The following is a 24,843-nucleotide window of genomic DNA, read 5'->3' as shown; positions in this document are numbered from 1 at the left end:
TTTATGTTACTATAATAAGTAAATAGGTTTTTAAATATAATTTTACTTATTTAATATAAAAGGAAAGGAGGGGTTATATGTATAAAGCGGCAATCATAGGCGCTGGGAAGGTTGGCACTTCTTTAGGACTTTATTTTTTTGATAACAATCATATAAGTCTTGAGGGATATTATAGCAAAAGTAAAAAAAGTGCAGACTATAGCGCAGGACTAACCAATACTAAGTCTTTTAAAAATTTAAAGGAATTAGTTGATAACTGTAATATTATTTTTATAACCACTACAGATGATCAGATTCTAAATGTATGGGAAGATTTAAAAAAATATAATATAGCAGGTAAGATTATTTGTCACTGTAGTGGGAGTCTAAATTCTCAGATATTTTCAAGAAATAAGTTGGATTTTCACCCTATTTCTATGCATCCTATGCTTGCATTTTCTAGTAAAGAAAATTCTTATAAGGATTTAGATGGATCCTTTTTTACATTAGAAGGTGATAAGAAGGCTCTAGAGATATTTACTAAAAACCTTGATAGACTGGGTAATCCTTATAAAATAATAACTACAAAAGATAAAAGTGGATATCATTTATCTACTGTGTGTATAAGCAATATGGTAGTAGGTCTTTCTTATATGGCTGAGAAAATATTAAGATCTTATGGATTTACAGATAAAGAATCATTAGAAGCCTTAGAGAGCTTGGCTAAAAAAAATATGGATAATATTTTTGCTAAAGGAGTAGTTAATTCACTTACAGGACCTATAGAAAGAGCTGATATAAATACTATCAGTTCTCACATAGAATATCTTAAAGAAAATGATATCTATATAGAGAAAGAAGTTTATCTTGATATAAGTTTATTATTGATTGAAATAGCAAAAGAAAAAAATCCAAATAGAAATTATAATGATTTAAGTTCTAAATTAGAAAAAGAAAAAGGAGAAAATTAAAATTGAAAAATACTGCATTGACTTTTAAAAAAGCAAAAGAAGATGGCGAAAAATTAACTATGATAACTGCTTATGACTACACAACAGCTAAGCTAGTAGAAAAGTCTAATATAAATTCAATCCTAGTAGGTGATAGTTTAGGGATGACCATGCTTGGACTTGAGGATACCCTTAGTGTAACAGTGGAAGATATGATTCATCATAGTAAGGCTGTAGCTCGTGGAGTAAAGGATACTATGGTTATTTGTGATATGCCATTTATGTCATATACCAATACAGATATTGCAAAAGCTGTAGAAAATGCGGGTAGGCTTATGAGTGAAGGTAGAGCAAATTGTGTAAAACTAGAGGGTGGAACAGAAGTAAAAGAAATAATAAAAGCTATTGTAGATGCCAAGATACCAGTATGTGCTCATATAGGATTGACTCCTCAATCTATCAACTCTCTAGGTGGGTTTAAGGTTCAAGGTAAGGATATAGAAACTGCTAAAAAATTGATTGCAGATGCTAATGCAGTAGAAGAAGCAGGGGCCTTTGCTGTAGTTTTAGAATGTGTACCAAAAGGATTGGCAACTAAGATAAGCAAAATGCTCAGTATACCAACTATAGGGATAGGTGCAGGTGATGGATGTGATGGACAAGTTTTAGTTTATCAAGATATGCTTGGAATGTACGATGACTTTACACCAAAATTCGTAAAGCACTTCGCTAATATAGGGGAAGATATAGTAGAGGCATTCAATCAATATGATAAAGAAGTAAAAGAAGGTATTTTTCCAACAGATGATCACAGTTTTAAAATAAAAGAAGATGTACTTAATCAAATTATATAAATGATAGTTATGTTATAAATTGATTCAGTTAGGCCCACAATATGGTAAAAATTTATAGCCTTAGTATAGTAAAAAAAAGTGAGGTATTATGGATTACGAAAAACCATTTATTTTTATAGATACAAATTTTGGGCTTGATGAAGCTTTAATGATAAAAATGGCATTTAATTCTTTTGATTTTGAACTGGTAGGTATCTCTACTAGCTCAGGAACAATGAGCCCTAAAAAAGCTGCAGATAATATAGTTGCTCTAAGTGCAAATGAGGGCCTATATTTATCTGTATCCAAAGGGGATGACTTAGATCTTTCCTATGAAGACAGAGATATTTTAACAACAAGTGATGATTATATAGAAAATATGCCAGCTTTTGAAAGTATAATTGATAAGGCAGATGATTGTGGGAAGCTTGATATACTAACAACAGGGCCTCTTACAAATATAGCTAAGGCTTTAGATGAAGCAGATGGGTTAGAAGATTATATTTCTCATATTTTTATATTGGGTGGAAGCCTTGGTGCAGAAGTTAGTGAGAACTTTAGATCTGATTATAAGGCTATAGATAAAGTCTTAAATACGGGTATAGATATATTTATCATCCCTGATGAACTTAGTAGATCAGTTATTTTGACAGATGATATGATTGAAAAATTAAGAAATACAGATAGAGATTTGGAGACAATATTAGATGAATTTATCAAAGTTCCTGAAGAAAAAAGATTCTTAAAAGCTCCCCTACTTTTATATCTAACTCAAGCTCCAGAAGCATTTATATTTGAAGAGTCTGGATTTAAGGTAGATAGCGATGAAGAAAAAGGAGCCTTAAAGCGTGTTTCAAGCCGAAAGAACAACTATTTAGCCAATAAGGTAAATGAAGAAGCATTTTATGATTTCATTCTAGGTAATTTATTATGAAAGTAAGAAGACCTGGTCTTAGAATAATTAAAACATTTATAGCTGTAACATTAGCCATGCTTATATCACATTTTAGACCAGGAGAAGGTCTGCCTTTTTATAGTGCTATTGCAGCTATAATATGTTTAAAATCTGACGTAGAGGGGTCTAGAGATATAGGGAAGAATAGGATAATAGGAACGATATTAGGTGGTGTGTGTGGTACAGTTTATCTTTTTTTGATACCAGCCCACACTCTACCACCAACTTTAGAATTAATTTTAATTAGTTTATTAGCCAGTATAATAATTTGGATTATGGCTATGGCTGGTAAACCTAAGGCTATTTCTATTATGGCTATTGTATTTTTATCTATTACTATAAATCACGGGAATGAAGGTAATTTAGCTTTTGTTTTTGCCTTTAGTAGGACACTTGATACGATGATTGGTGTTATTTCTGCGATAATTGTAAATGGAGTAGATTTTGACTTTATAGAAAAATATAAATCTAATTAGCATAAATAAATATAAAATATAATAAAAATATATAAAATATTCTTATTTGATAGTTTTATGTAAAATTCTTTTATGATATACTCCCTTGAAAAGGGGGTTTTTTATGATTGAAGTTAGAAATTTTAGCAAGACCTATAGTAATAATAAAGTTGCAGTTGATGATATTTCATTTGATGTAAGAGATGGAGAAATTTTTGGTTTTCTCGGTCCAAATGGTGCTGGTAAATCAAGTACTATAAAGGCCATAGTGGGTATAAATAAGCCTACAAGTGGATCTATAAAAATGAATGGATTAAGTCTTGATGAAGGCCAAACGGCTTATAAAAGTCAATTTTCTTACATACCAGATAATCCAGAATTATTCGAAAATTACACAGGCTATGAGTATATAAATTTTTTATCTGATATTTATGGAGTTGATGAAAAAACTCGTAAGGAAAGATTGGACTATTATTTAGAATACTTTGACATAAGAATGGCTATGGGTGATCAAATAGAAACTTATTCTCATGGTATGGCTCAAAGACTTGCCTTAATAGGTGGACTTATTAACGATCCAGAAGTTCTAATATTAGATGAACCTATGGTAGGTCTAGATGCTAAAAGTTCTTATAATCTAAAGCAAATCTTAAGAGAAAGAGCATCAGCTGGTAAATCTATATTTTTCTCAACTCACGTTATGAGCGTAGCTCAAGAACTTTGTGATAGGATAGCTATTATAAATAAGGGTAAGATTATTGCTATAGGTACTTTTGATGAAATAAAATCTCAAGCTTCTCATAAAGAAAACTTAGAAGCTATATTTTTGGAGCTTACTGATGAATAATATAAAAACTATTAGTAAATATACATTTTTAGAGCAGTTTTTTCCTTATTATCCAAATAAAAGGGCGACAAATCTTCCAAATTCTTATCCATTAAGAATTCTATATTTAGCTTTCACCTATCTTGTATTTATATATTTTACGATTATGTTTTCTCATGTCATTGGCAAGGTTTATTTAAACCAAGAAAATGGAGACCTTATGTATTTCACATTATTTGGCATAGCATTAACTTTAACAGTATTGATTTTTTATCTGCCAAAAATGTTATCTACATTTTTTTCTATTAAGGATACAAATCTTTATAAAACATTGCCTATAGGTCAAGGAGAACTTTTTATTGGTAAACTATTTGGGTCGGTATTTTCATTTGTAGATTTTTATGTATTATTTATTATAAGTATAGCTGTTTACTTTTATTTTAAAGGATTTGATTTAGAGATTTTAATTTTTGGAATTATTAATTTTGTAAGTTTGATAATGATTCCATATGCGATTTTAACTGGTCTTATACTAGTAATTATGAGATTTACTAATGTAGGTAGGCATAGGAAACTATTTAAAAATATTGGATATATAATTTTATTTTTTATAGTTGGAATGCTATACTATTTTTCTTTTAATAAAGATAATTCATCGTCAATGGAAAGTAATGGTCAAGTTTTTAATTCTGTTATTGGGACATTGTCAGGTATTTCCAATGTATTTTTTAACTCCAAACTTTATGGACTGAGCCTTAGCGGTAATATTATAAATAAAATCATATACACTCTTATACTATTTGCAATTTCTGCTGTTTTAGTATTTATACTTTATAAGCTGGCAAATAATTTATATTATGATGCTTTAGAGGATAAAAAGTTTAGTAAATCTTCTAAAAAAGAAGTAGATAATATGGACTTTAAAAGAAGTTCTCAAGTTAAGACTATATTTAAAAGGGATATAAAAAATTTGTTTTCTAATATAGCATTTATTTCACAAGCTATAATGATGATAATTATATTTGGTGTCATGTCCTTTAATATTGGAAAAGATATTGTAAGTGATGTGGGAAATGGACCTGATTTGAACACATTTAGATTTTGGATGTTTTTAGCAGGGTATGGTCTAGGTGTTTTAATCTGGATTAACTCTGGTTTTGCAGCTAATGATTTATCACGTGAACATAGCAGTTTTTACTTATTTCAAACACTACCTATAAATCCAAAGAGTCATTACAAGGCTAGATTTTTAACTAGCTTTATAGCTTCTAGTATGTTTAGTTTAATCTTAAGTATCATTGCTACTATTGCACTAAAGACTGAAATTATAGGAGCTTTAGCTTTCTTTGTAGGTCAAGAGTTAGCGATAATTTTGGCCACAAATATAGGACTTTATATAGGAAGCAAAAATATAAAAACTAATTGGACAAAACCTGAGGAACTTAGCAAAGGTGGCATACAAGGAGTTATATTTTACTTTGCAGGACTTATCTATGTTGCAATTATAATCCTCTTATATATATTTATAATTAATGAAAGCGGTAGAAGATATTATATTTTGGCATCTTCTATAGATCTAATTATAATTTTTGCGACAATTATTCTATTTAGGCATTTAGCCATTAAAGCTTATGAAGATGGTTTTTATGACGTGTAGATAAAAGGAGCCGTTGCAAAACTATGAATAATTATAGTCCCGTTATTAGAAGGTTCTCTTAGGAAATTTCATTTCCCATGGCTGGTGGGCCAATTTTAGCCTGTCAGCTCGTGAAGGCAAAATTTTCGTAGAGATTCTTCTAATGATTTTAAGACGTTTTATTCATTCTGCAACAGGCTCTTTCATAGTTAAATTTTGCTAAGTCTTTAAAATTTGATAAAATATATATAATATTATATATCTATAAAGGAGAAATTATGAAAAATTCTAAAAAAATCGTTGCAGCTGGTCTTGTTATTTCATTTTCTATTTTAAATGTAGGTCAATCATTTGCAGCTATTAACACTAATTCACCATTCTATTATTCAAACAAAACTAGACAAGCATATATTAACTTAACTGATTTGCAAAGAGAAGAACTAGATAGAATGAATACTGATAACAATAAAGTTCTTACTATTGAAGAAGTACTTGAATCAGGAAAATTTTCTTTACCAATTAAACGCGGTGTAGACTGGATTTATCCCTTTATGATAGATAAAAATAAGGATGGACAAGTAGGAGAAAATTATTGGGGAGCTAGCGGATCTAGTTCATCTAATACTAATAATAGTACTCATTCAACTATAGAAAAAGAAACTCCTAAATATGATTCTAGTCACGAATTAATATCTACACCTATTGATGAAGAAAAAGATGTCAAAAAGAAAGTGACAAATGAAGATCTTAATGAATTAAGAGAGGCTATAAGTGAAGCTAAATTAACTTTGAGTGCAGTAGATATCATACTAAAGAAAGCTCCTAATTTTTCTAATAAAAATATAGTCTTTTTAAGACAATTAGCTAAAGAAGCACAAGAATTAATTGACTTAGGAGAGAGAGTTTTATCAATCTATAAATAAAATTAGGGCTGTTGCAATATTGAAAGGATAATTCATCTTTGCAACAGCTACTTTTTGTAGTAAAATTTATTCTCTTTTAAAGAAACTGTCAATTTCAAAAGCATCTTCTGAATTAACTAATACAGTTAGTTTATCACCAATTAAAATTACATCCAAGGCACTAGGTACAAATTCATGGTTATCTCTTTCAATTGAAAGTATTATTATGTGCTTTGGGAAATTAATCTCTTTTATACTCATTCCAACTATAGCTAATCCATCAGTTATAGTATATTCAAATATTGAATAATCCCCAAGTTCTTTTCTATGAGTAGCTAATAAGTTCCTATCTTTTAGCTGTCTTTCAAAAAGTGTATCATAAATTGGTGCGATTTTTAGAGATTCGGCTACATAAAAAGAAGTTATTACTACTAGGGATAGTGATAGGAGATGGCTGAATGAAGAGGTCATTTCTGAGACTAAAATTACAGAAAGTATTGGACTTCTTACAACTGATGCTAGAATTCCACTCATACCTAAAATTAAAAAGTTTATATAATAATCATTAACTGCAATATTTTTATTGAGCATTGCAAAAATGAGAGCCCCACAACATCCACCAATTACTAGGACTGGTAAAAATATACCGCCTTGGACGCCTGAACCATAGCAAAAAGTAGTATAGATTAATTTTACAAAAAGAATAGCTAATATATATTTTACAGAAAATCTATTGGCAGCCATAGCTTCTAAAAGCTCGTGGCCTCCGCCAGTTCCCTCAATAAAAGTAAAGCCTATGATTATAGTTACAATCATTAAAAGAGCATATTTTGATACACTTGAGCTTATAGATTTAAATAAATCTTGAAATTTAGAAATTAGTTCGTTATAAATTCCACCAACTACTCCTGTTAAAAGTCCTACTATAATTGCTACCCATACGAGATTCATTGGAAGTGACTTTGCCATGGTAAAGGAAAATGCGTTATCTACTCCCATTATTACAAAGGAGATATAGTTTGCGATTATTGATGCTATAAGAGCAGGAAGTAAGACAAATCTAGAATAGGATTTATGTAATTCTTCTATTGCAAAAATACAGCCAGCAAGTGGAGCATTGAAAGCTGCTGCAAGACCTGCTGCAGCTCCTGCAGTAATCATATACTTTATTTCATCAGGAGGTCTTTTTAATATTTTACCTATAAGCTTTGCAGCTGCACCGCCCATCTGTATAGAAGGACCCTCTCTACCTAGAGAAAATCCCATTAGATTACCTAGTCCTCCACCAACTATTTTTGAAATTATAGTAGGTACTTCCTCCATTTGAAATTTGCCTAGTATCTCTCCGCGTATTTGGGGAATACCGCTTCCTCCAGATAGAGGTGCCCATTTTAACAAGCTATATATAATAAAGGAAATTATAATGGCTAAGCATATAATAATTGCAACTGATCTTATACTAAATTCATCATATAAGTTATGTCTTACTATTCCCATTTTGGAGATGATAAACTTATATAAGACAGAAAAAAGTCCTGCAAAAACCCCTACTATGATAGAGTCAGTAAGCATTCTAAATATTAGTTTTTCTTTGTGGTTAAAATCATTTCTCATGTTTTTTCCTTTTAGTTACCTTGTTCAATCTTAATTATGTAAACAGTAAAAGACCCTAAGAAGTTGAATTAAATTCAAACTTTTCGGGCCAAATTATTTTGCTAAATTTATTTGACTTAATTTTTGGGATGGATTCTGTAATTAATACCATTTATCAACTCTACATCATAGGGACTATTAGAAAAGTATCCTTTTAAGAATTCATACCTATAATCGTGATAAGTTGAATTTTCCTTTTTAAGGTTGATTGGATTTTCACTACTTACTTCAAAGTTTTCGTGATGGTCATGATCATGGCCACCTTGGCAAGTATTATCTAAAGAATTATCTGGGTTTATAGTTTCTTTTTCATACTTACTATGCATATTGTTATTAGTAATTAAATACAAGTCATTTTTATCATCTACTTGGGCGGCAAGACCATTATCACATGGCATTCCATCAAGTAAATATTTATTTAAATCAGAAAAAATTGTATTATAATTTGAAAAATCTTTTCCTTTAGCACTTTCCTCACCGAGTTTATACATTTTTTCTTTCGTATTTTCTGAGTGGGTAAGGGCATAGTGTAGTCTATTTTCTACAACATCTATTCTAGAATCAAGCCATCCATGTATATTGTCTTGATCAATTAAACTTTCTAGTGGTTCATTAGAAACGGGATTATTTATTCTATCAACTTCACTAGTATTTCCATCTAGCAAGTAATTAGTAATTTTATCTTGAAATTTGATCTTTTCATACATCATATAATGTATAGGACCTAAAAATTCGCTCATTATATCACCTCTATTATTACTTTACTATAAATATATATGATATACTATAAATTAATGAGGAGGAGCTTATGAAAAATTTAACAACAAAAAGATTAGCTTATATTGGATTATTTGCTGCACTAGCGTATTTGTCGAATTATTTGCAAATACCTGTTGTGACCCCTTTTGGCAATACTAGGTTTCATTTGGGTAATGTATTTTGTTTATTATCAGGAATTATTTTAGGACCACTTTATGGGGGCCTTGCAGCAGGAATTGGGACAAGTATGTTTGATTTATTTGATCCAGTCTATTTTACCTCTGCGCCAACAACTTTTATAAATAAGTTTGCTATGGCGGCTGTAGCAGGACTTATATTATATAAGAAGAAAGATGATACTTCTAAATCTAGGATTATACTATCATCTATACTTGGACAGATAACTTATATCATTCTTTATTTACTAAAGACTTTTATAAAAGATTATTTTATATTAGATCTTTCTGGACCCGCTACTTGGGTAGAGATGGTTCAAAAAGGTGGAGTTTCTTTAACTAATGGCCTTATTTCTGTTATATTTGCATCAATACTTTCTATACCTTTATTAAAGGCAGTCAAATTTGAATAATAGATTCTTATTTGGGTAAAAACTATTTTAAGAGATGAGTTTATGTATTATAAGAAATTTAATAAGAGGATTGTTCTTAGATTCAAAAGATGAATGACTTGCTAGAAAGCCTGACAAAAAGTTAGGCATAAATACTATAGAATTTGAATGAGGTTTATATGCAAACTAGAGAAAAAATATTTGGAGTAACTTGCCCAGTATGCAAACACTCCTTTGAAACAGAATTAAATACAGCTATATTTTCTGCCACAGAAGATAGGGAGAAGATATTAAATAAGGAATTTGGAGAATTACTTTGTCCATCTTGTGGACATAGATTTATTTTAAATTATAGATTTGCCTATACAGATGATGAAATTAAATTTATGATAGTAAATGATCCTAAGTTTGTAGATAGTAAGGCTAGGATGATTTTTAAGTCAAGCTTATCTCTGCTAGATAGGAATCATAAAGATGAGCAAAATAAGTATTTGACGCGTATGACATCAGACCTTGATGAAGTTTGTGAAAAAATTGTGATTTTTGAAAATTACCTTTCTGATAAGGCAGTTGAGATTATGAAATACATTCTCTTAGAAAGCGAGGAATTATCCTTAGGGCATGATGATGTGGAGTCTTTTAGATTAGAAAGAGATGATAAATTCCATATAATTACAACAGACGGTAATGAATATACCTTAGGATTTGTAAGGGAAGTATATGATAACCTTTTAAATCGATATTCCCAACTTTTAGAAATAGATAAAGCTGAAAAGGTAGATAAAGATTGGGCTTATAATTTTTTAAAAGATATAAAATAACTTTTATATAAAAGAACTAGCTTATGTTTAGCATAAGCTAGTTCTTTGCAATTATTTTACTTATGGTATAATTTTCACATGAAAATAAGTTTAAATGATAAAAATAAAAGAAAAACTGTATATGATATTTTAAATATTTTTTATGATGATAGTAACATAGAATTTACTAATAGAGCTAGTATTAACATTTTAGATGATGAAATTATTTTTAAAGATAAATCTTATCCCTACGAAAGTAATTACCAATTGAAAGCAAATTTATATAAAATTTTTGAAAAAGAAACTGGTTATAAGTCTCCATGGGGGATGCTTACGGGATCAAAACCATCAAAACTTTTAAAAAGTCAAAGTACAAATCAGATTAAGGATAAATACTTTGTTTCTGATGAAAAACTAGCTTTACTCAAAGGTGTAGAAAATGAACAAAATAAGCTAGACTTTAATAAAAATGATTTTAATTTGTATATAAATATACCATTTTGTCCTACAAGATGTAGATATTGTGCCTATCCTACCTTAGTAGGAATTAATCATGATAGAAGTGCATATATTGATAAATTAATTTATGAAATAAATAATATAGACTTACCCAATAGTCTTGATAGCATCTATATAGGAGGGGGAACTCCTACAAATATATCAGCATATGATCTTGATAGGCTGCTTAATACTATAAATAAGAGATTTACCTATAGAGAATTTACGGTTGAAGCAGGTAGAGAAGACACACTAGATAAGCAAAAACTTGATATTTTAAGCGAAAATAAAGTGCAGAGAATATCTCTAAATCCTCAAACTTTTAATGAAGATATTATAAATTCTGTAGGTCGCAGCTTTGATTACGATAATTTTATAACCATATATGAATATGCTAAAGATTTGAAATTTATTATAAATATGGACTTTATTGTGGGACTTGTAGGAGAGAATAGTTGCTCTTTTATAAGGAACTTTGAAATTCTAGAAAAGTTAAAGCCACAAAATATAACTTTCCATGCTTTGGCTAGCAAACGTGGGAGTAAGTACAGAGAAGAAAATAAAAAAGGTTCTGTAAAAGATGCTTTGAAGATAAATGAAGCCATTAAAAAATTTACAGAAGAAAATGGATATAAAGCTTATTATCTTTATAGACAAAAGAATATTTTATCTAATTTAGAGAATGTAGGATATCAGAAAGATGATACTAGTCAAAGATATAATATTGTAATTAACGAGGAGAGTGAGAATGTAATTGGCCTGGGTATGAACGCTAATACTAAACTTATGAATGGTAAAAAATATCGCAATGCTCGTAACTTACGTGATTACACAGAAAATATAGAAAATATTATAAGGGATAAAAATATGATGATTGAATCAAATTAAAAAGCTGACAAATAAATGCCAGCTTTTTATATTAAGTAACAAAGAACTTGTTAATCTTAAATTACTAAAAACTTATTTTTACTGAATATCTTTCCAAATAGCAGTAACTGTAATATTATCGTTTACTGTTATTTTATCTTTTGGATTATTTATATCTTCATTTCCAGATACAAGCCATCCAGCAAATTCTTTGCCATCTGGAGCTATGAATGTATTTTCAGGAAGGCTTATTTCGCTTCCTTTCACAACTTTCATTTCTGGAATCTCTCCATCCGCTCCATTGGATTCAAAATTTAAAGACACATAATCTTTTTCTCTATCTTTAAATACTGGTGTGATTTCTATATTTGCTTGAGTATTAAAAGTAAAACCTGGTTTTTTGATAGCATCTCTAACTTTCCATCCGGCGAATTCTTTTTCCTCAGGTATTGCGCCTTCATATTCTGGAAGAGTGAAGTCTTCACCTAAATTTACTTCATTTGTAGTAGCATTTACTAAGACCTCTACTTTTGGATTTTGGACATTTTCTATTTTTCCTGTATTTAAGTCAAGCTTATAAATTTGTACTTTGGTATTCCTTGCATAATCAGTTGCAATAACTTTAATTTCTATTTGATCAGGATTATTGTAATTAGCATAAGAATTTAATAAGCTATTAGCTTGGTATTCTTTTCCATTTACTAAAATTGATTTTTGTTGAATTCTTCCAGGATTTCCACTATCTATCTTATCTGTTATAGATAAATTTACTTCCTTATCTTTACCGTCAATCTCATATTTTAGTCCGATACTGTTATCGAGCTTTTCATTTGTTAATTCAATTTCTGGTTTAGTGTTGTCGATAAATATCTTGTATTGTGATCTAATACCTTCTGGCTCACCGTTGCCTATATAGTCTTTGACAGCCCAATCCATGATATCACCATCGTTAGCATCTATTTTTACTTCGAAGTCTTTGGAATTATCACTGTTTAGATCTCCATAAATTAAATATTGATCAACTATGGATTCATTTATTCTAAAGTTCCAGTTAAATCCACCTTTATCACCTACTTTTCCTCGTAAAATTAGTGGACTTTTTCTAATGTAAAGTTCTCCATAATTAGCGTTATCTTCATTTGTATAAGGATTAAAGCTATCATTATCCATATCAAGTTGGACTTTATCTTTATCTATATATACAATTTTGCCAATTTCTTCTACTAAATTTTCATCATTTAGTATAGCTTCTCCATTAGAATTTTTTTCTAGTTTATAGACTTCATATCTTAAGATGGTAAAGCCTTGAAGAGTCTTTATATTAGCTGTTTTAGTTGCTACATCTTTACTATCGTTAGTATATATATTTGATGATAAGGCTTCTAATCCGGTTTTTCCAGGATTTATAGATATTATTTTAACTGCATATCCATTTTTAATTTTTAAATTATCACTTATTTCATAATAAATATTGCCGGCCTCATCGGTTTTCTCTTTTAATCCATGATTTAGGTCAGCTCCGCCAAGCTCTATGATATTTCCATAATTAGATTCGACATTTGGTATTTTATCTTCTGTCTTCTTAGAGATTTTTTCTTTAGGCATTCTTATATAGATACTTTGGCTGCTACCATTTTTATCGGTTACGTATAGTTCTATATCTCCCTTATAATCAATACCTTTATTATTATCGACATCATTTATATTTGCCCATAGATTGAATGACATTGACTTATCTTTTTCGTTATATGTTGATGGAATAGTATTCACTTGGCCTAGCTTGTTAGTTTTTTTCATAGCAGTAGATCTAAAGTAGATTTTAGCATCTTTACTTACGTTTTTGACTACACCTTCTATATCAAATCCACCATTTGCATTTAATATAATCTTTCCTACATAGTTATGATCTTTAAAATAATCTAGGGAATTATCTACAAATTCCATCTTACTTCCATCAAGATATTTACTTGGAAGTCCATATTCATCTATGGACTTTTCATCTCCATAATCGTAGCTTTCTTCTTTTATACCAGTTAACGGATTTTCTTTTTTGATCTTTTTTACTTTTATAATTCTATTTAGATCTTTATTATCAAGTGATTCAATAGTAGATTTAGTAGTATCTATATTAATACTTGGTTTTCCTTCTAAATTAGCAGAGCTATTAGCTTCATTTTTATCTGATTTTTTTTCACTTGTATTAATATTTTTTAATAACTTGGCGTCTATTTTTCCTGCTGAATTTTTTTCTTCAATATAGTCATCTATATCAGGATCGTAGGAGCTTTTTACAGTAGAGTATCCTAGCTTGCCGTTTATAATTTTTTTGTCAAATTTAACTTGATATAAATCAGTAAAGTTTGAAGCTCCATCTAAAGCAGCAATTTCTATTGTCTTTCCTAAAAGATTTTTATTAGCTCCCAATATTTTATAACAGCTGTTACCATCTTTATCTAGTTTAAAGCCGTTATATTTATTTTTTTCTCCAACATTTACTACTTTAAGTTTATCTAATATTTCGCCATTTTCATCTACAAATGCAGCTCCTGCAAACCATACTTTGTTAGGAACTTCTTCAAATTTTTGAGGATTTTTTTCTTGTTCTCTGGTAAAGATAGTTTCATTTTTGTAGGCTTCTTTTTGCTTATGGTAGCTATCCTTTATTTTAAGTTTTATTTCATCAGGGTTAGATGCATCAACAGATACAATCTCAGGTGGAGTTCTATCTATTTTTACTGGAATATAGGAGATCTGATATGGATAATCAGGGGTTAGTCTATATTCAAATTTATAGAAATATTGCCCTTCTGCTATTGGCTCAAATTTACCTTCAACATAATTTTTATCGTATTTATCTACTGAATGAGGATTATAGATTAATCCATCCCATCTCAGATCACCATAAACTTTTAGCTTAGAACCCTTTATACCTTTTGAGTCATTTCTTTTAGAGTTTAAGATTCCCTTTATAAAATGATCTACATCGAGTACTTTTAAATAATTTTGATTTTTGGGATTATCACTGTTTACTATAGAAACTTTAGCATCTGCTGCAGATCTTAAAATGAGTGGGCTTGGAGTAAGGCCTCTATCTGTTTCATAATCTTTGATAAGTTTACTTTCTCCAGTGGATTCTAGATCCCAATCTTGTGAATTGTTAAAGGCAAATAAATCTGGGTCTTGATCTAAGCTCTTATTATCATCTTCTCTATTTTGGATAACTCCTGCTGGTTTAAATAAATCTATGCCGTGTTCTCCTCCGCGACCTCTATTTAAGGTTCCAGGTATTTTTGGATTGCCTTCATCATCATAACCTACAATGCCCTTTGAACGAGATCCATCTTCCCAAGCCCATTTATCGATTATAGGTTCATTATTCCAGTCTCCAGCAAATCCCATAAATGGCATAGATAGAGAAGGTTGAGGATCCTTTCTGGTATTTTCTTTTTCTTCTTTTGACTCAAAGTTTATAAATCCTTCTATAAATTTATTTTTGTTAACAAGGCTTCCAACGTCAAGGCTTGCACCTAAACTATAAGATCCTCTTGCAGGAATTACTATTTCGTTTTTAGCGAAGGTTAGCTTAGCTCCGTCAACTTTTTTTGGATGAATTTCATTAACTGTATGAATTCCAGTTTTGGACTTTTCATCATATTCTTCATCTAATTTTTTTACTTTAATCTCTCCATCTGTAGTAATAGGGGAGGATGATACTTTAAGAGTGATATCCCTATTAGTTGGATTATCAATATTAATTCTGAAATCTTTTTTCTTAGTTTTTATTTCCTTTAGAGAGACAGCTCCATAAGAGTTTGTTTGACCACTAGAGTCCTTTAGATCATAAGAAATTACTAAATTATTTTTAAGAGCTTTCTCAACATTGATAAGTCCGGAACCTTGTTGTCTAGGTGATGCGTAAAGATAAGTTCCACTTTCTTCTGTTTGAGGATCTATCATAGGAGTGGATGTTATTTGTAGCATTATTTTTGTAAGGGATACCAAATCTATTCCTCTACTCTTAATAACTGGTTTTTTTACCATTTCTTTTAATTTAGGTCTAATAATAACTGTTGAACCTGATACTACTGGAGTAGCCATTGACGTACCTGACATATATTGATAGGTATCTTTTCCGTCTATTTTATTTAAGGTAGAGTATATATTTTTACCTGGGGCAGATACATCTGGTTTTAACATTAGATCTACTCTAGGTCCCCATGAAGTAGATCCGGCAGGAACATTAACATCTTGCCAAGGAATTTTTTTATCTAAAAATTTAATATTAAGCTCTTTTTCCTCTCCTACTTTAGGTTTTTGAGAGTTATATAAGTTCATATCTATTCTATAGTCTGAGTCTTTTTTAGATTTGACATTAACCTTGTCGGATCTTCCAGTTAGCATTGACCATAATTTTATACCGTCCATACCAGAGATGGAAAATACTTGTACTTTTGTAGCTTCATCTTCTTCATAACCCATAGCTGGAAGGCTTTCCCAATCATCACGGTTATAGTAAGATACAGTATTTACAACTATAACTCCAGCTGCTCCTTTATCAGCTGCTTTTTTAAAAGAATATTTTAAATCTTTTGTGTATATTCTATCCATGATTACAATTTTATCTTTTAGGTTTTTGCCAGCTATATCATCATCTTGACATTTGCCTAAATAAATAAACTTATACTTGTCTTTTTTAAAACTATTGGGATCAAAAAAAGCTCCTATTCTGGAATATCTAAAGTCGTTTCCACCAATATTTATTCCATCAAAATTGATTTTAGTATTTCTGGATGAGCCTACTGCTATGGCATCTTCGTGGGCTGCTGTTCTAGTTACATTTCCAGTATCTGTCATATTTAAGGCATTGTTTGCATATCTATCCCAAGAAGAATTAGAAGCTGAGCTTGCATAATTACCAGTTGCAACGCAAACTGGAATGCCATGATTTCTTAGAGTTCTGATTGCTTGCCAATATTTTTCTCCCTTAAGTCCAGTACCTGTAAAACCTGAGGATATAGAAATTACATCTACATCATGTTTTATACAATCTTCAAAGGCATGGAACATAGTTTCATCTCCAGCAAAACCCTCACTAGCATCTGAGTACATCTTATAAGAAAACAATTGAGCATTAGGGGCAATACCTCTGATTCCCTTACCTTTATTAATATCTTCCATAGTATCATTAGCAGCTAGAATTCCTGATATATGCATTCCATGAGGATCGTGATAATCTGAACCATCATCGTACTTTTCGGTTGTTATTTTTCCTCCATTTAGATAATTTACTGAATGTGGAACCTTTTCTGAAATATAGAAGTTCTTATCGGCTTCTGATAAGTTATCTAATTTTACCTTGGCGACTTTTTTTGCATCATCATCGAGTCTCATTGCCTTATGGCTTGCATCCATACCTGTATCTATATTGGCTATTACCATGCCTCTTCCATCATAATTTTTGCCGAGATTGGGATTTATTGCATTGATATTTTTAAGGTAGTTACTTGCCTTGTCTACCTTTACTAGGCTTCTGGCATTTTCCATTAAAGGATTGAGTTTTTCTGATTTTTCTACATCTGCAACTCCTTTAATAGTTTTTATATAATCGATGTTTTCTGGATAAGTAGAGATTGCTAATCCGTTGAATATAATATTATATTCGTAGAGGATCTTTGTATCCTTGATTGAATTTAATGCTTTTTTTATTTTATTTTTATCTGCATTCTTATTAAATTCGATAAAATATACTTCTTTTTCAATATCTGCCTTTATACTAGCTTCGCTAGATAAATAATCATCGATAATTTTGCTTTTTTTCTGCTTGCTTCTATTAATATTTATCAAATCACTATCTTTTTTAGGATTTGTTGATTTTGATGCAAAGGATGGACTTACAAAGCTAAATACCATTGATAAAGCTAAAATAAATGATATAGATTTATTATGATTTTTTTTCAATATATACCTCCATAACTATTTTTAATTATCTATTTCTAGAATCTTACAATATTCTTTTAAAGCCATTTTTCCTTCTTTACATAATAACTTGGATTGTTTTATCAGTTTGTTTATTTTGTCAGAATATTTTTTGCTCAAACTTGAAATATCAGACAATAAGTGTTGGCAAGTTTTACATAAACATTCATTTTCTAATATAGCTTGTTTAAGGTTATAGTAATCTTTAAGAAGATCTTCTTTAAAATAGAATCCTTTTTTGATATATTTATAGTCGTCTGGAATATAAATTAGAGAGTGACTATTGTTGGAATTATTAGAATTTTTATGATCTTCCTTAATTTTATTAATAGATTCTTTTGATATATCGACATTTGATTCATCTTTGATAAATGGATATTTATTTACTTCTTTTGATTTGTTATCATCAATGATGTAATTGTCATCTGTGTTAGAACTTTCATTTTTAGTTCTTGCATTATTTAAATTAATAGCTTCGTTATAAATTTTATAGATTTCATCATTAGATTTAGCTAAATTGATTCTTTCCTCAAATTTTGCTTTTTCTGTATTTGATAATTTGGACAAGTTTAATAGATTATTTAAAAATTCTTTTTTATAATCTTTATCAACATAATTTTCTTCTACATCTTTATTATTTGGATTATCAATAGCTTTATTTTCAAATTTTTTATAGTAGTAAATTTTACTAGTATTAGAATATATAACAGGATTTTCGTTGATAATCTCATAGGAGAGATCTAAGTCGTTTAGAATTTTATCGTTTTCTTTAACACCTTTATATGTTTTTAAAACATTTCCATCTTGATCATATGTTGTGATATCTATGATTGATTGATCACCTGCTCTCTTTACTTCAACTTTTTGTTTTTTATCTTTACCTATATAGTATTCAAAAGTATCATTAGCTTCTTGAAGAATTTTATAATTTTCACTAAATTTATCCAAACCAATAGACTTGCCAGTATACTCATATGTTATTCCATCTTTGTTAATATTCTTAGGAGCTTGTGGAGGCGTGATATCCTGTCCAAAGAAACCAGAAGCGATAACAGGAGAATGAATATCATTATCAGTATCTGCGTCTAAAAAATGTGTAGTGTGATGAGTTCTTAGGGGGATGTCATAAGTTGTGGATTTATTTTCTTGATTTTCTGCATCAGTATTTTCTTTTACAGTGCCAAAAGTACTTTCTCCAGTGTTTTTCTTATCTAAAGCTGAAATTTCTAGTTCATTTCTAGATATATTCGTAGCTAATTTCTTGATGTTTAGTTCGCCGTTATAGTTTATGCTATAAACTTTTTCAAATTCTTTTCCTTCACTATTTATTTTTTTTAAATTAATGTAAACTTTTTGGTAAGGATCATTTCTATCAATATAAAATGTATAAGTAGCTCTATCTTCGCCATCATCTCGATTATTTTTATATTGACCAAATATATAGTATTCATTTTGATCTATCTTATCTAGGGGTATGTAACTTGGATAAGTAGGATCTTTGACAACTGTAACTAGATTTTCTTCGTTTGCGTCATCTAGTTTTACTTTGCTTGCTTTATTTGTGTCTTTTGATACTTCTTCTTTAGAATCAATATTGTTATTTATTTTATTTTCATTATCTATATCTATTGGATCATTGATATTATTAGTTTTGGGATTGCTATCTTCTCTCATCTTTTCTTTACTATCCTCAGCATTATCATTTGCTTGATTTATTTCATCTGTATCTGTAGGACTGGTAGTAAGATCGGTAGAACCATCGTCACTGTTTTCTACTATCTCTTGATCATTTGATTTATTTAAAAATTCTTCTTCACTAGTAGAAAAAAATTCATCATTATTTAAATTTCCTTCTTCACTTGCAAATACAGTATTATTAGTTGAAAAAATTAGCATTAAAGCTAATGCGGTACTTAATCTATAATTGCTATAATTATTTTTTTTATTCATTAAAGTCCTCCCTATTAAAATATACATATTCTATTTTTATATTTTAATTTTAGCTATCTTTTCAGTAGACAGCTATATAAAATCATATAACAAGTCTTGAAATTAGTATGGCCATACTCACTTATTAATTTTTACTGTAAATAAATTTATTTATTATAATGATTTCATATTTGATATTATAATATAAATGACAAAAAAATTCTACTAAATTAATATAAAAATTAGGGCAGCCTAAATTAATAGCTTAAAAAATTTTTATTACAAGGAAGGTAGAGTAAAGATTTATTTGGATAATTTATCTTATTTGAGTATAGACTTGAATACAATTTGAAAGATAAAATTTATAAGATGGTTATATTGCTAATAAAAGCAACTTATAGCTTCTATTAGCAATAAGAATATAATCTATATTATTTATATAGTTTAAGTAAGTAAAAGAATTATTTCAACTAAGTAACCAAATATGAGCTATTTGATCTTGTAGTTGATGGTATGACCATTTCATTTGGCTTTTTTTGATACTATTTGGATCATTAATTATAAATTTACCATTCTCATAGGAATCTATAACAAGTATGTGTCCGAAAAGAGTAAAATATCCTTTATCTACAGAAACAATTAAAGGTCCGTAGTTTAAAGCATCTATCATAGCTTCTTCATTATTTGGAATATCACTAACACTGTATCCATACTTATTTGCCTCATCTTGGAAGAATGACCAAGATATACCATTTCCATCCATATACCCATAGGCGTCTTTAGATATTTTATCAGGGCTTATAGTGATATCGTTATTTAGTCTTGCAAGTACCATGGCTATTGAGGTTGGTCCACATCCTGCTATACCTATATTGGAATGACCTAAATTATTGTAGGCCCATCTGTTGTCCCATTGAATAAAATAAGGTGTTTTTCTGCCTAAATCTACAGACTGACCATCATAATAGGCAAAGTCTGTAATTCCATTTGCATAATTATAGACAAATTCTATAGTATCAGAGTCGTTTCCACTTAGGTATAATAAAGTATTATCTAAAGAATCTAAATTATCATAAATCCATTGAGCTTTTTCATTGCCTTTATTAGCTTCTTTTTCTATATTTTTTCTAAGTTTGTTCATGTCATCTGTTTTATATTTATTTGATTTAAAGATTGAATTGAAATAACTTAATTTTTCGTTAAAGTAATTATCCTCATATGGTGAGTCATTTATTCTAGTTCTAAGAAAATTTACCATAATGTAAATTATAAAAGCTATTACAATTAACCTTAAAAGTTTAAATTTTCTTTTTTTTCTTTTTCTCATAATTATTCCTTTACTGAACTTATAAAAATAATTATATAATAAATTCAATGTTTAATCAATATTGGAGTTAAAAATCAATAATATTAATTTAATAGTTGATTTATTTAATTATTGACTAAAAAACATATAAGTTTATAATAATTGTAATAAGTTTATATATTTTGAGGTAAGTTTTATGGCGAAAATTGATGTGATAATTCCAATGTACAATGCAAGTAGTATGATAAGTGAGACTATTGAATCGGTAGAAGCAAGTGATTTTAATGATTTTAAAATTATTATAGTTGACGATGGCTCAACTGATGATTCATGTGAAATAGTAGGTAAATTAGGCAAAAAGTATGATAATATTTATTATTATAAAAAAGAAAATGGTGGTGTTTCTGCTGCAAGAAATTTTGGAATATCTAAGTCAACTAGCCCATATATTTGCTTTCTAGATTCTGATGATCTCTATGACAGGAAGTACTTATCAAAGATGTATAAAAAAATAGAACAGACAAATTCTGACCTATGTACATGTGGCTATAATGAATTGATTGATGGAGAAGTTACTGAAAAGAAAAGTTCTTTTGTAAAGAGTGACTTTTTAGTTAATTACTTAATAACAAAAAATAAGCTCCATATAAGTAATTTTCTAATTAAAAAAGAAATAATATTGGATAATGATATTATTTTTCATGAGCAAAGCTCCTATGGAGAAGATATTGAGTTTATGGTAAGGATAATAAAAAATTCTAAAAAAATTGAGATAGTACCTGAGTATCTTACTTATTATAGAATCGAAACAAATAGGCTTTCTCTTTCTTCCTTTAGCTTAGAAAAAATAGAAGATGATATAGAATTTTCTAATAGGATCTTAAATGATAAATCCTTGCACCTATCAAAAAGAGAAAAAGAGGCCTTAATAAACCATAAATTGGTGGGTAATATAGTTAATAAACTCTTAGAAGCTATAAATTTAGGTTATAACAAGGATGAAATTAGGGAAACTTATAATAAGTATGAGTATATTATAAATAAGAAAAGCCATTCATTTGGTTTAAGAAGCTTAAAACTTAGTCTAAACAAGCAAAGGTTAAAGTCAAAAATTGGGTATTAGTATTTGTATATAATAGTTAAGATTAATGGAGGATATAAATGGAATATAATGAATTAAATCCTAAAGAAGTTTGGAGATATTTTAAAGAATTAAGCGAAATTCCTAGATGCTCTGGAGATGAAAAAGCTGTTTCAGATTATTTGGTAAATTTTGCTAAAGAACATAAACTAGAAGTACGTCAAGATGAGGCTCTTAATGTAATTATGAAAAAGAATGCTTCATCTGGTTGTGAGAATAGAGAAACTGTGGCTTTACAAGCTCATATGGATATGGTTTGTGTAAAAGAAGATGATTCTGATCATGACTTTAGTAAAGACCCTATAAAATTATTGATAGAAGATGAATGGGTAACGGCTGATAAGACTACCCTAGGTGCCGATGATGGTATGGGAGTGGCTTTTATTCTTGCAATATTTGATGATGATTCACTAGAACATGGGCCGCTTGAAGCAATCATTACAACAGGAGAGGAAACATCAATGGTTGGTGCAAATGCTCTTGATGGAACGGATATAAATGCAAAATATTTATTAAATATAGATTCAGAAGAAGAAGGTGCTCTTACGATAGGATGTGCTGGAGGTCTTGATTTAGAAATAACATTTGAAAAAGAATATGAAGATGCTAAAGGAGACTTTATTAAACTTGACCTAAGAGGATTTGAAGGTGGCCATTCTGGAATGGAAATTGATAAAGCTAGGATCAATGCTATAAATAGTTTGGCTAGGTTATTAGTAGATATAGACGGAGTACAAATAGCAGAGTTTAATGGTGGTGTAAAGAGGAATGCTATCCCATCTACGGCCTATGCCATAGTTTCTGTATCTGATAAAAAAAGTGCTATAGAAGAAATTAATAGCAGAAAAGAGGATATATTAAATGAATCAAAAGATACAGACCCTAAGGGACAAATCAGTATAGAAGAAACTAGTTTTAATGGAAAAGTTCTTAGCCAAAATTTATCTAAAAATATAATTGACTGTATATACACCTTACCTAATGGTTTGTATAAAAAATATAAAGATGAGATTATAACTTCATCAAATCTAGGTATACTAGAAGAAAGTGAAGATGAGATTAGAATGAGCTCAATGATTAGATCACAAATTGATTCTGCTAAATTTAATAGAGCAGCTATAGCTACAAAAATTGTAAAATTATATGGTGGTAAGGCAGAGATAAAAAGTGCTTACACAGGATGGCAAAGAGAAGAAACTAAGTTAATAGATATTGCAAATGATATATGGAAAGAGCAAAATGGAACGGATATGGAAGTTGCAACCACTCATGGGGGTCTAGAATGTGGTCTATTTAAGGGTGTTATGCCAGATGTTGAGATGATTTCCTTTGGACCAGAAATACAAGGAGCACACTCACCGGCAGAGCGTGTTAGTATAAAGTCAGTAGAAAACAATTACAAATTCTTAAAAGAGCTTATAAAAAGAATTTAAGTTTTGCTTAGAGTTTTTATAAATAAATAATTGCTTAAATAAAAGTTATATATTTAGGATAGTTAATTTCTATAGCTTATCAGATTTAACTGTCCTAATTTTTTTGTTAAATCCTAGTAAACTGCCAGATTTTATAATCATAATTGAATAAATTTGTGAAAATGTTTGCATTTTTTGCTTAAATAATGTAATATTAATTTATAAAAAGATTTAAAAAAAGGAGGTACTATGTACGAGCAAAAAGTCACACTAACTAATGAGATTGGCTTACATGCAAGACCTGCATCAATCTTTATCAGAGCCGCTGTTCAGTTTCCTTGTGATATAACAGTAGAAAAAAATGGAAGAAGCTATAATGCAAAGTCTATCATGTCAGTTCTTAGCATGAGTGCTTCTAATGGCGAAGAATTAACAATCAAAGCTAGCGGCGATAAGGAAGAAGAAGCTGTCAAATCTTTAGTAGATGTAATAGAAAATAAAATTAATCAAAATTAAAAGTATAGAGATATTTGCGAGCCTAGGCTCGTTTTTTTATGGATATTTTCGAGTACAATATAGACTATAAGCTGATTGATAATTCCTAGTAAAGGAGTATACTTTAATTGAATTTTCGATTAATATAAATTAAAAAGAAGAGGTAAAAATGTCTGAGTTATTAAAAATTGAAAATCTTCATGTATCTGTAGAAGATAATGAGATTTTAAAAGGTATAGATTTAACAGTAAATAAGGGTGAAGTTCATGTAGTTATGGGTTCGAATGGATCAGGTAAATCAACTCTAATGAATACAATTATGGCTAACCCAGTTTATGAAGTTACAGAAGGGAAAATTTATTTTGAAGGAGAAGATATCACAGAAGAATCTGTTGATAAACGTGCTCGTCGTGGAATTTTCATGAGTTTCCAACATCCTGATGAAATCCCGGGTGTAAAATTAAATGATTTTTTAAGAATTTCTGAAGAGCAAATCACAGGAAAGAAGCCGCAAATGCTAAGCTTTAGCAAAAATTTAGCTAAGGAAATGAAATCTTTAAACTTATCTGAAGATTATGCGTCAAGATATGTTAATGTGGGATTTTCTGGTGGTGAAAGAAAAAAATCAGAAATTTTACAATTAAAGATGCTCAATCCAAAACTTGCTATGCTAGATGAAACAGATTCAGGACTAGACGTTGATGCTGTTAGAATAGTAAGTAGTGGTATAAAAGATTATCTATCAGAGGATAATGCAGTTATTATTATTACTCACCATAGAGAATTATTAGAAAATATCAAAGCGGACTACGTTCATGTTATAAAAGACGGTAAAATTGCTCATGAAGGCGACGATAGTCTTATGGACGAGATCGAAAAACGTGGATATGAATGGGTGTAGAC

19 protein-coding genes are annotated in these 24,843 nt (G+C 29.4%); 14 read left to right on the top strand and 5 right to left on the bottom strand.

Annotation, left to right across the window (positions count from 1 at the left end):
* Nucleotides 1-77 precede the first annotated feature (77 nt).
* From J2Z39_RS01685 to J2Z39_RS01655, 7 genes are all read left to right on the top strand, one after another.
* The gene (locus J2Z39_RS01685) at nt 78-950 is read left to right on the top strand and encodes a Rossmann-like and DUF2520 domain-containing protein (protein ID WP_117520396.1); all 873 of its coding nucleotides are present in this window, start codon (nt 78-80) and stop codon (nt 948-950) included.
* Between the two features lie 2 nt (nt 951-952).
* Nucleotides 953-1,783, top strand: coding sequence for a 3-methyl-2-oxobutanoate hydroxymethyltransferase (panB, locus tag J2Z39_RS01680; protein ID WP_209813470.1), 831 nt, complete (start codon nt 953-955; stop codon nt 1,781-1,783).
* Between the two features lie 88 nt (nt 1,784-1,871).
* The gene (locus J2Z39_RS01675) at nt 1,872-2,696 is read left to right on the top strand and encodes a nucleoside hydrolase (RefSeq protein ID WP_209813468.1); all 825 of its coding nucleotides are present in this window, start codon (nt 1,872-1,874) and stop codon (nt 2,694-2,696) included.
* Nucleotides 2,693-3,193 carry an FUSC family protein gene (locus tag J2Z39_RS01670; RefSeq protein WP_117520390.1) on the top strand — a complete coding sequence of 167 codons (501 nt, stop codon included), beginning with the start codon at nt 2,693-2,695 and terminating at the stop codon, nt 3,191-3,193. The genes J2Z39_RS01675 and J2Z39_RS01670 overlap by 4 nt, the downstream gene beginning before the upstream one ends.
* Nucleotides 3,194-3,296: 103 nt before the next feature.
* A complete protein-coding gene (locus J2Z39_RS01665; protein ID WP_117520388.1) occupies nt 3,297-4,019 on the top strand; it encodes an ABC transporter ATP-binding protein in 723 nt (240 codons plus the stop codon).
* Nucleotides 4,012-5,655, top strand: a complete 1,644-nt coding sequence (locus J2Z39_RS01660) for a hypothetical protein (protein WP_209813466.1) — start codon at nt 4,012-4,014, stop codon at nt 5,653-5,655. The genes J2Z39_RS01665 and J2Z39_RS01660 overlap by 8 nt, the downstream gene beginning before the upstream one ends.
* A gap of 257 nt (nt 5,656-5,912) precedes the next feature.
* Nucleotides 5,913-6,557 carry a hypothetical protein gene (locus tag J2Z39_RS01655; protein ID WP_209813464.1) on the top strand — a complete coding sequence of 215 codons (645 nt, stop codon included), beginning with the start codon at nt 5,913-5,915 and terminating at the stop codon, nt 6,555-6,557.
* A gap of 66 nt (nt 6,558-6,623) precedes the next feature.
* Here the strand turns inward: J2Z39_RS01655 and J2Z39_RS01650 are convergent, their stop codons facing one another.
* Both J2Z39_RS01650 and J2Z39_RS01645 read right to left on the bottom strand, forming a co-directional pair.
* Nucleotides 6,624-8,150, bottom strand: coding sequence for a ClC family H(+)/Cl(-) exchange transporter (locus J2Z39_RS01650; protein ID WP_209813463.1), 1,527 nt, complete (start codon nt 8,148-8,150; stop codon nt 6,624-6,626).
* A gap of 116 nt (nt 8,151-8,266) precedes the next feature.
* Nucleotides 8,267-8,929 carry a hypothetical protein gene (locus J2Z39_RS01645; RefSeq protein WP_209813461.1) on the bottom strand — a complete coding sequence of 221 codons (663 nt, stop codon included), beginning with the start codon at nt 8,927-8,929 and terminating at the stop codon, nt 8,267-8,269.
* Between the two features lie 68 nt (nt 8,930-8,997).
* On the opposite strand from J2Z39_RS01645, the gene J2Z39_RS01640 reads away from it, so the two are divergent.
* The 3 genes from J2Z39_RS01640 to hemZ all read left to right on the top strand — a co-directional run bounded on the left by J2Z39_RS01640 (nt 8,998) and on the right by hemZ (nt 11,702).
* Entirely contained in the window at nt 8,998-9,537 is a 540-nt protein-coding gene (locus J2Z39_RS01640) for an ECF transporter S component (protein ID WP_117520378.1), read from the top strand.
* Between the two features lie 158 nt (nt 9,538-9,695).
* Nucleotides 9,696-10,337 (top strand): CpXC domain-containing protein, encoded by a 642-nt coding sequence (locus tag J2Z39_RS01635; RefSeq protein ID WP_209813459.1) that lies wholly within the window; start codon nt 9,696-9,698, stop codon nt 10,335-10,337.
* Nucleotides 10,338-10,415: 78 nt separating this feature from the next.
* Complete coding sequence (gene hemZ, locus J2Z39_RS01630) at nt 10,416-11,702, top strand: coproporphyrinogen dehydrogenase HemZ (protein WP_209813457.1); 1,287 nt, start codon at nt 10,416-10,418, stop codon at nt 11,700-11,702.
* Between the two features lie 78 nt (nt 11,703-11,780).
* On the opposite strand, the gene J2Z39_RS01625 is transcribed toward hemZ, so the two are convergent.
* The 3 genes from J2Z39_RS01625 to J2Z39_RS01615 all read right to left on the bottom strand — a co-directional run bounded on the left by J2Z39_RS01625 (nt 11,781) and on the right by J2Z39_RS01615 (nt 20,913).
* On the bottom strand, nt 11,781-17,639 hold the full coding sequence (locus J2Z39_RS01625) for a S8 family serine peptidase (protein WP_245325651.1): 5,859 nt from the start codon (nt 17,637-17,639) through the stop codon (nt 11,781-11,783).
* 21 nt (nt 17,640-17,660) lie between these two features.
* A complete protein-coding gene (locus J2Z39_RS01620) occupies nt 17,661-19,607 on the bottom strand; it encodes a GA module-containing protein (protein WP_209813455.1) in 1,947 nt (648 codons plus the stop codon).
* 445 nt (nt 19,608-20,052) lie between these two features.
* Nucleotides 20,053-20,913 carry a C39 family peptidase gene (locus J2Z39_RS01615; protein ID WP_245325650.1) on the bottom strand — a complete coding sequence of 287 codons (861 nt, stop codon included), beginning with the start codon at nt 20,911-20,913 and terminating at the stop codon, nt 20,053-20,055.
* 175 nt (nt 20,914-21,088) lie between these two features.
* Between J2Z39_RS01615 and J2Z39_RS01610 the strand changes: the two genes are divergently transcribed.
* The 4 genes from J2Z39_RS01610 to sufC all read left to right on the top strand — a co-directional run bounded on the left by J2Z39_RS01610 (nt 21,089) and on the right by sufC (nt 24,841).
* Nucleotides 21,089-22,015: a glycosyltransferase family 2 protein gene (locus J2Z39_RS01610; protein ID WP_117520370.1), complete on the top strand. Its 927-nt coding sequence runs from the start codon at nt 21,089-21,091 to the stop codon at nt 22,013-22,015.
* Between the two features lie 38 nt (nt 22,016-22,053).
* Nucleotides 22,054-23,466, top strand: coding sequence for a beta-Ala-His dipeptidase (gene pepD, locus J2Z39_RS01605; protein ID WP_209813453.1), 1,413 nt, complete (start codon nt 22,054-22,056; stop codon nt 23,464-23,466).
* Between the two features lie 228 nt (nt 23,467-23,694).
* Nucleotides 23,695-23,961: an HPr family phosphocarrier protein gene (locus J2Z39_RS01600; RefSeq protein ID WP_117520367.1), complete on the top strand. Its 267-nt coding sequence runs from the start codon at nt 23,695-23,697 to the stop codon at nt 23,959-23,961.
* Between the two features lie 148 nt (nt 23,962-24,109).
* On the top strand, nt 24,110-24,841 hold the full coding sequence (sufC, locus tag J2Z39_RS01595) for a Fe-S cluster assembly ATPase SufC (RefSeq protein ID WP_117520365.1): 732 nt from the start codon (nt 24,110-24,112) through the stop codon (nt 24,839-24,841).
* The last annotated feature ends 2 nt before the right edge of the window (nt 24,842-24,843 follow it).

The organism is Anaerococcus nagyae (genome assembly GCF_017874535.1).
Lineage (GTDB): Bacteria > Bacillota > Clostridia > Tissierellales > Peptoniphilaceae > Anaerococcus > Anaerococcus nagyae.
This window is presented reverse-complemented; position numbering and strand designations above follow the sequence as displayed.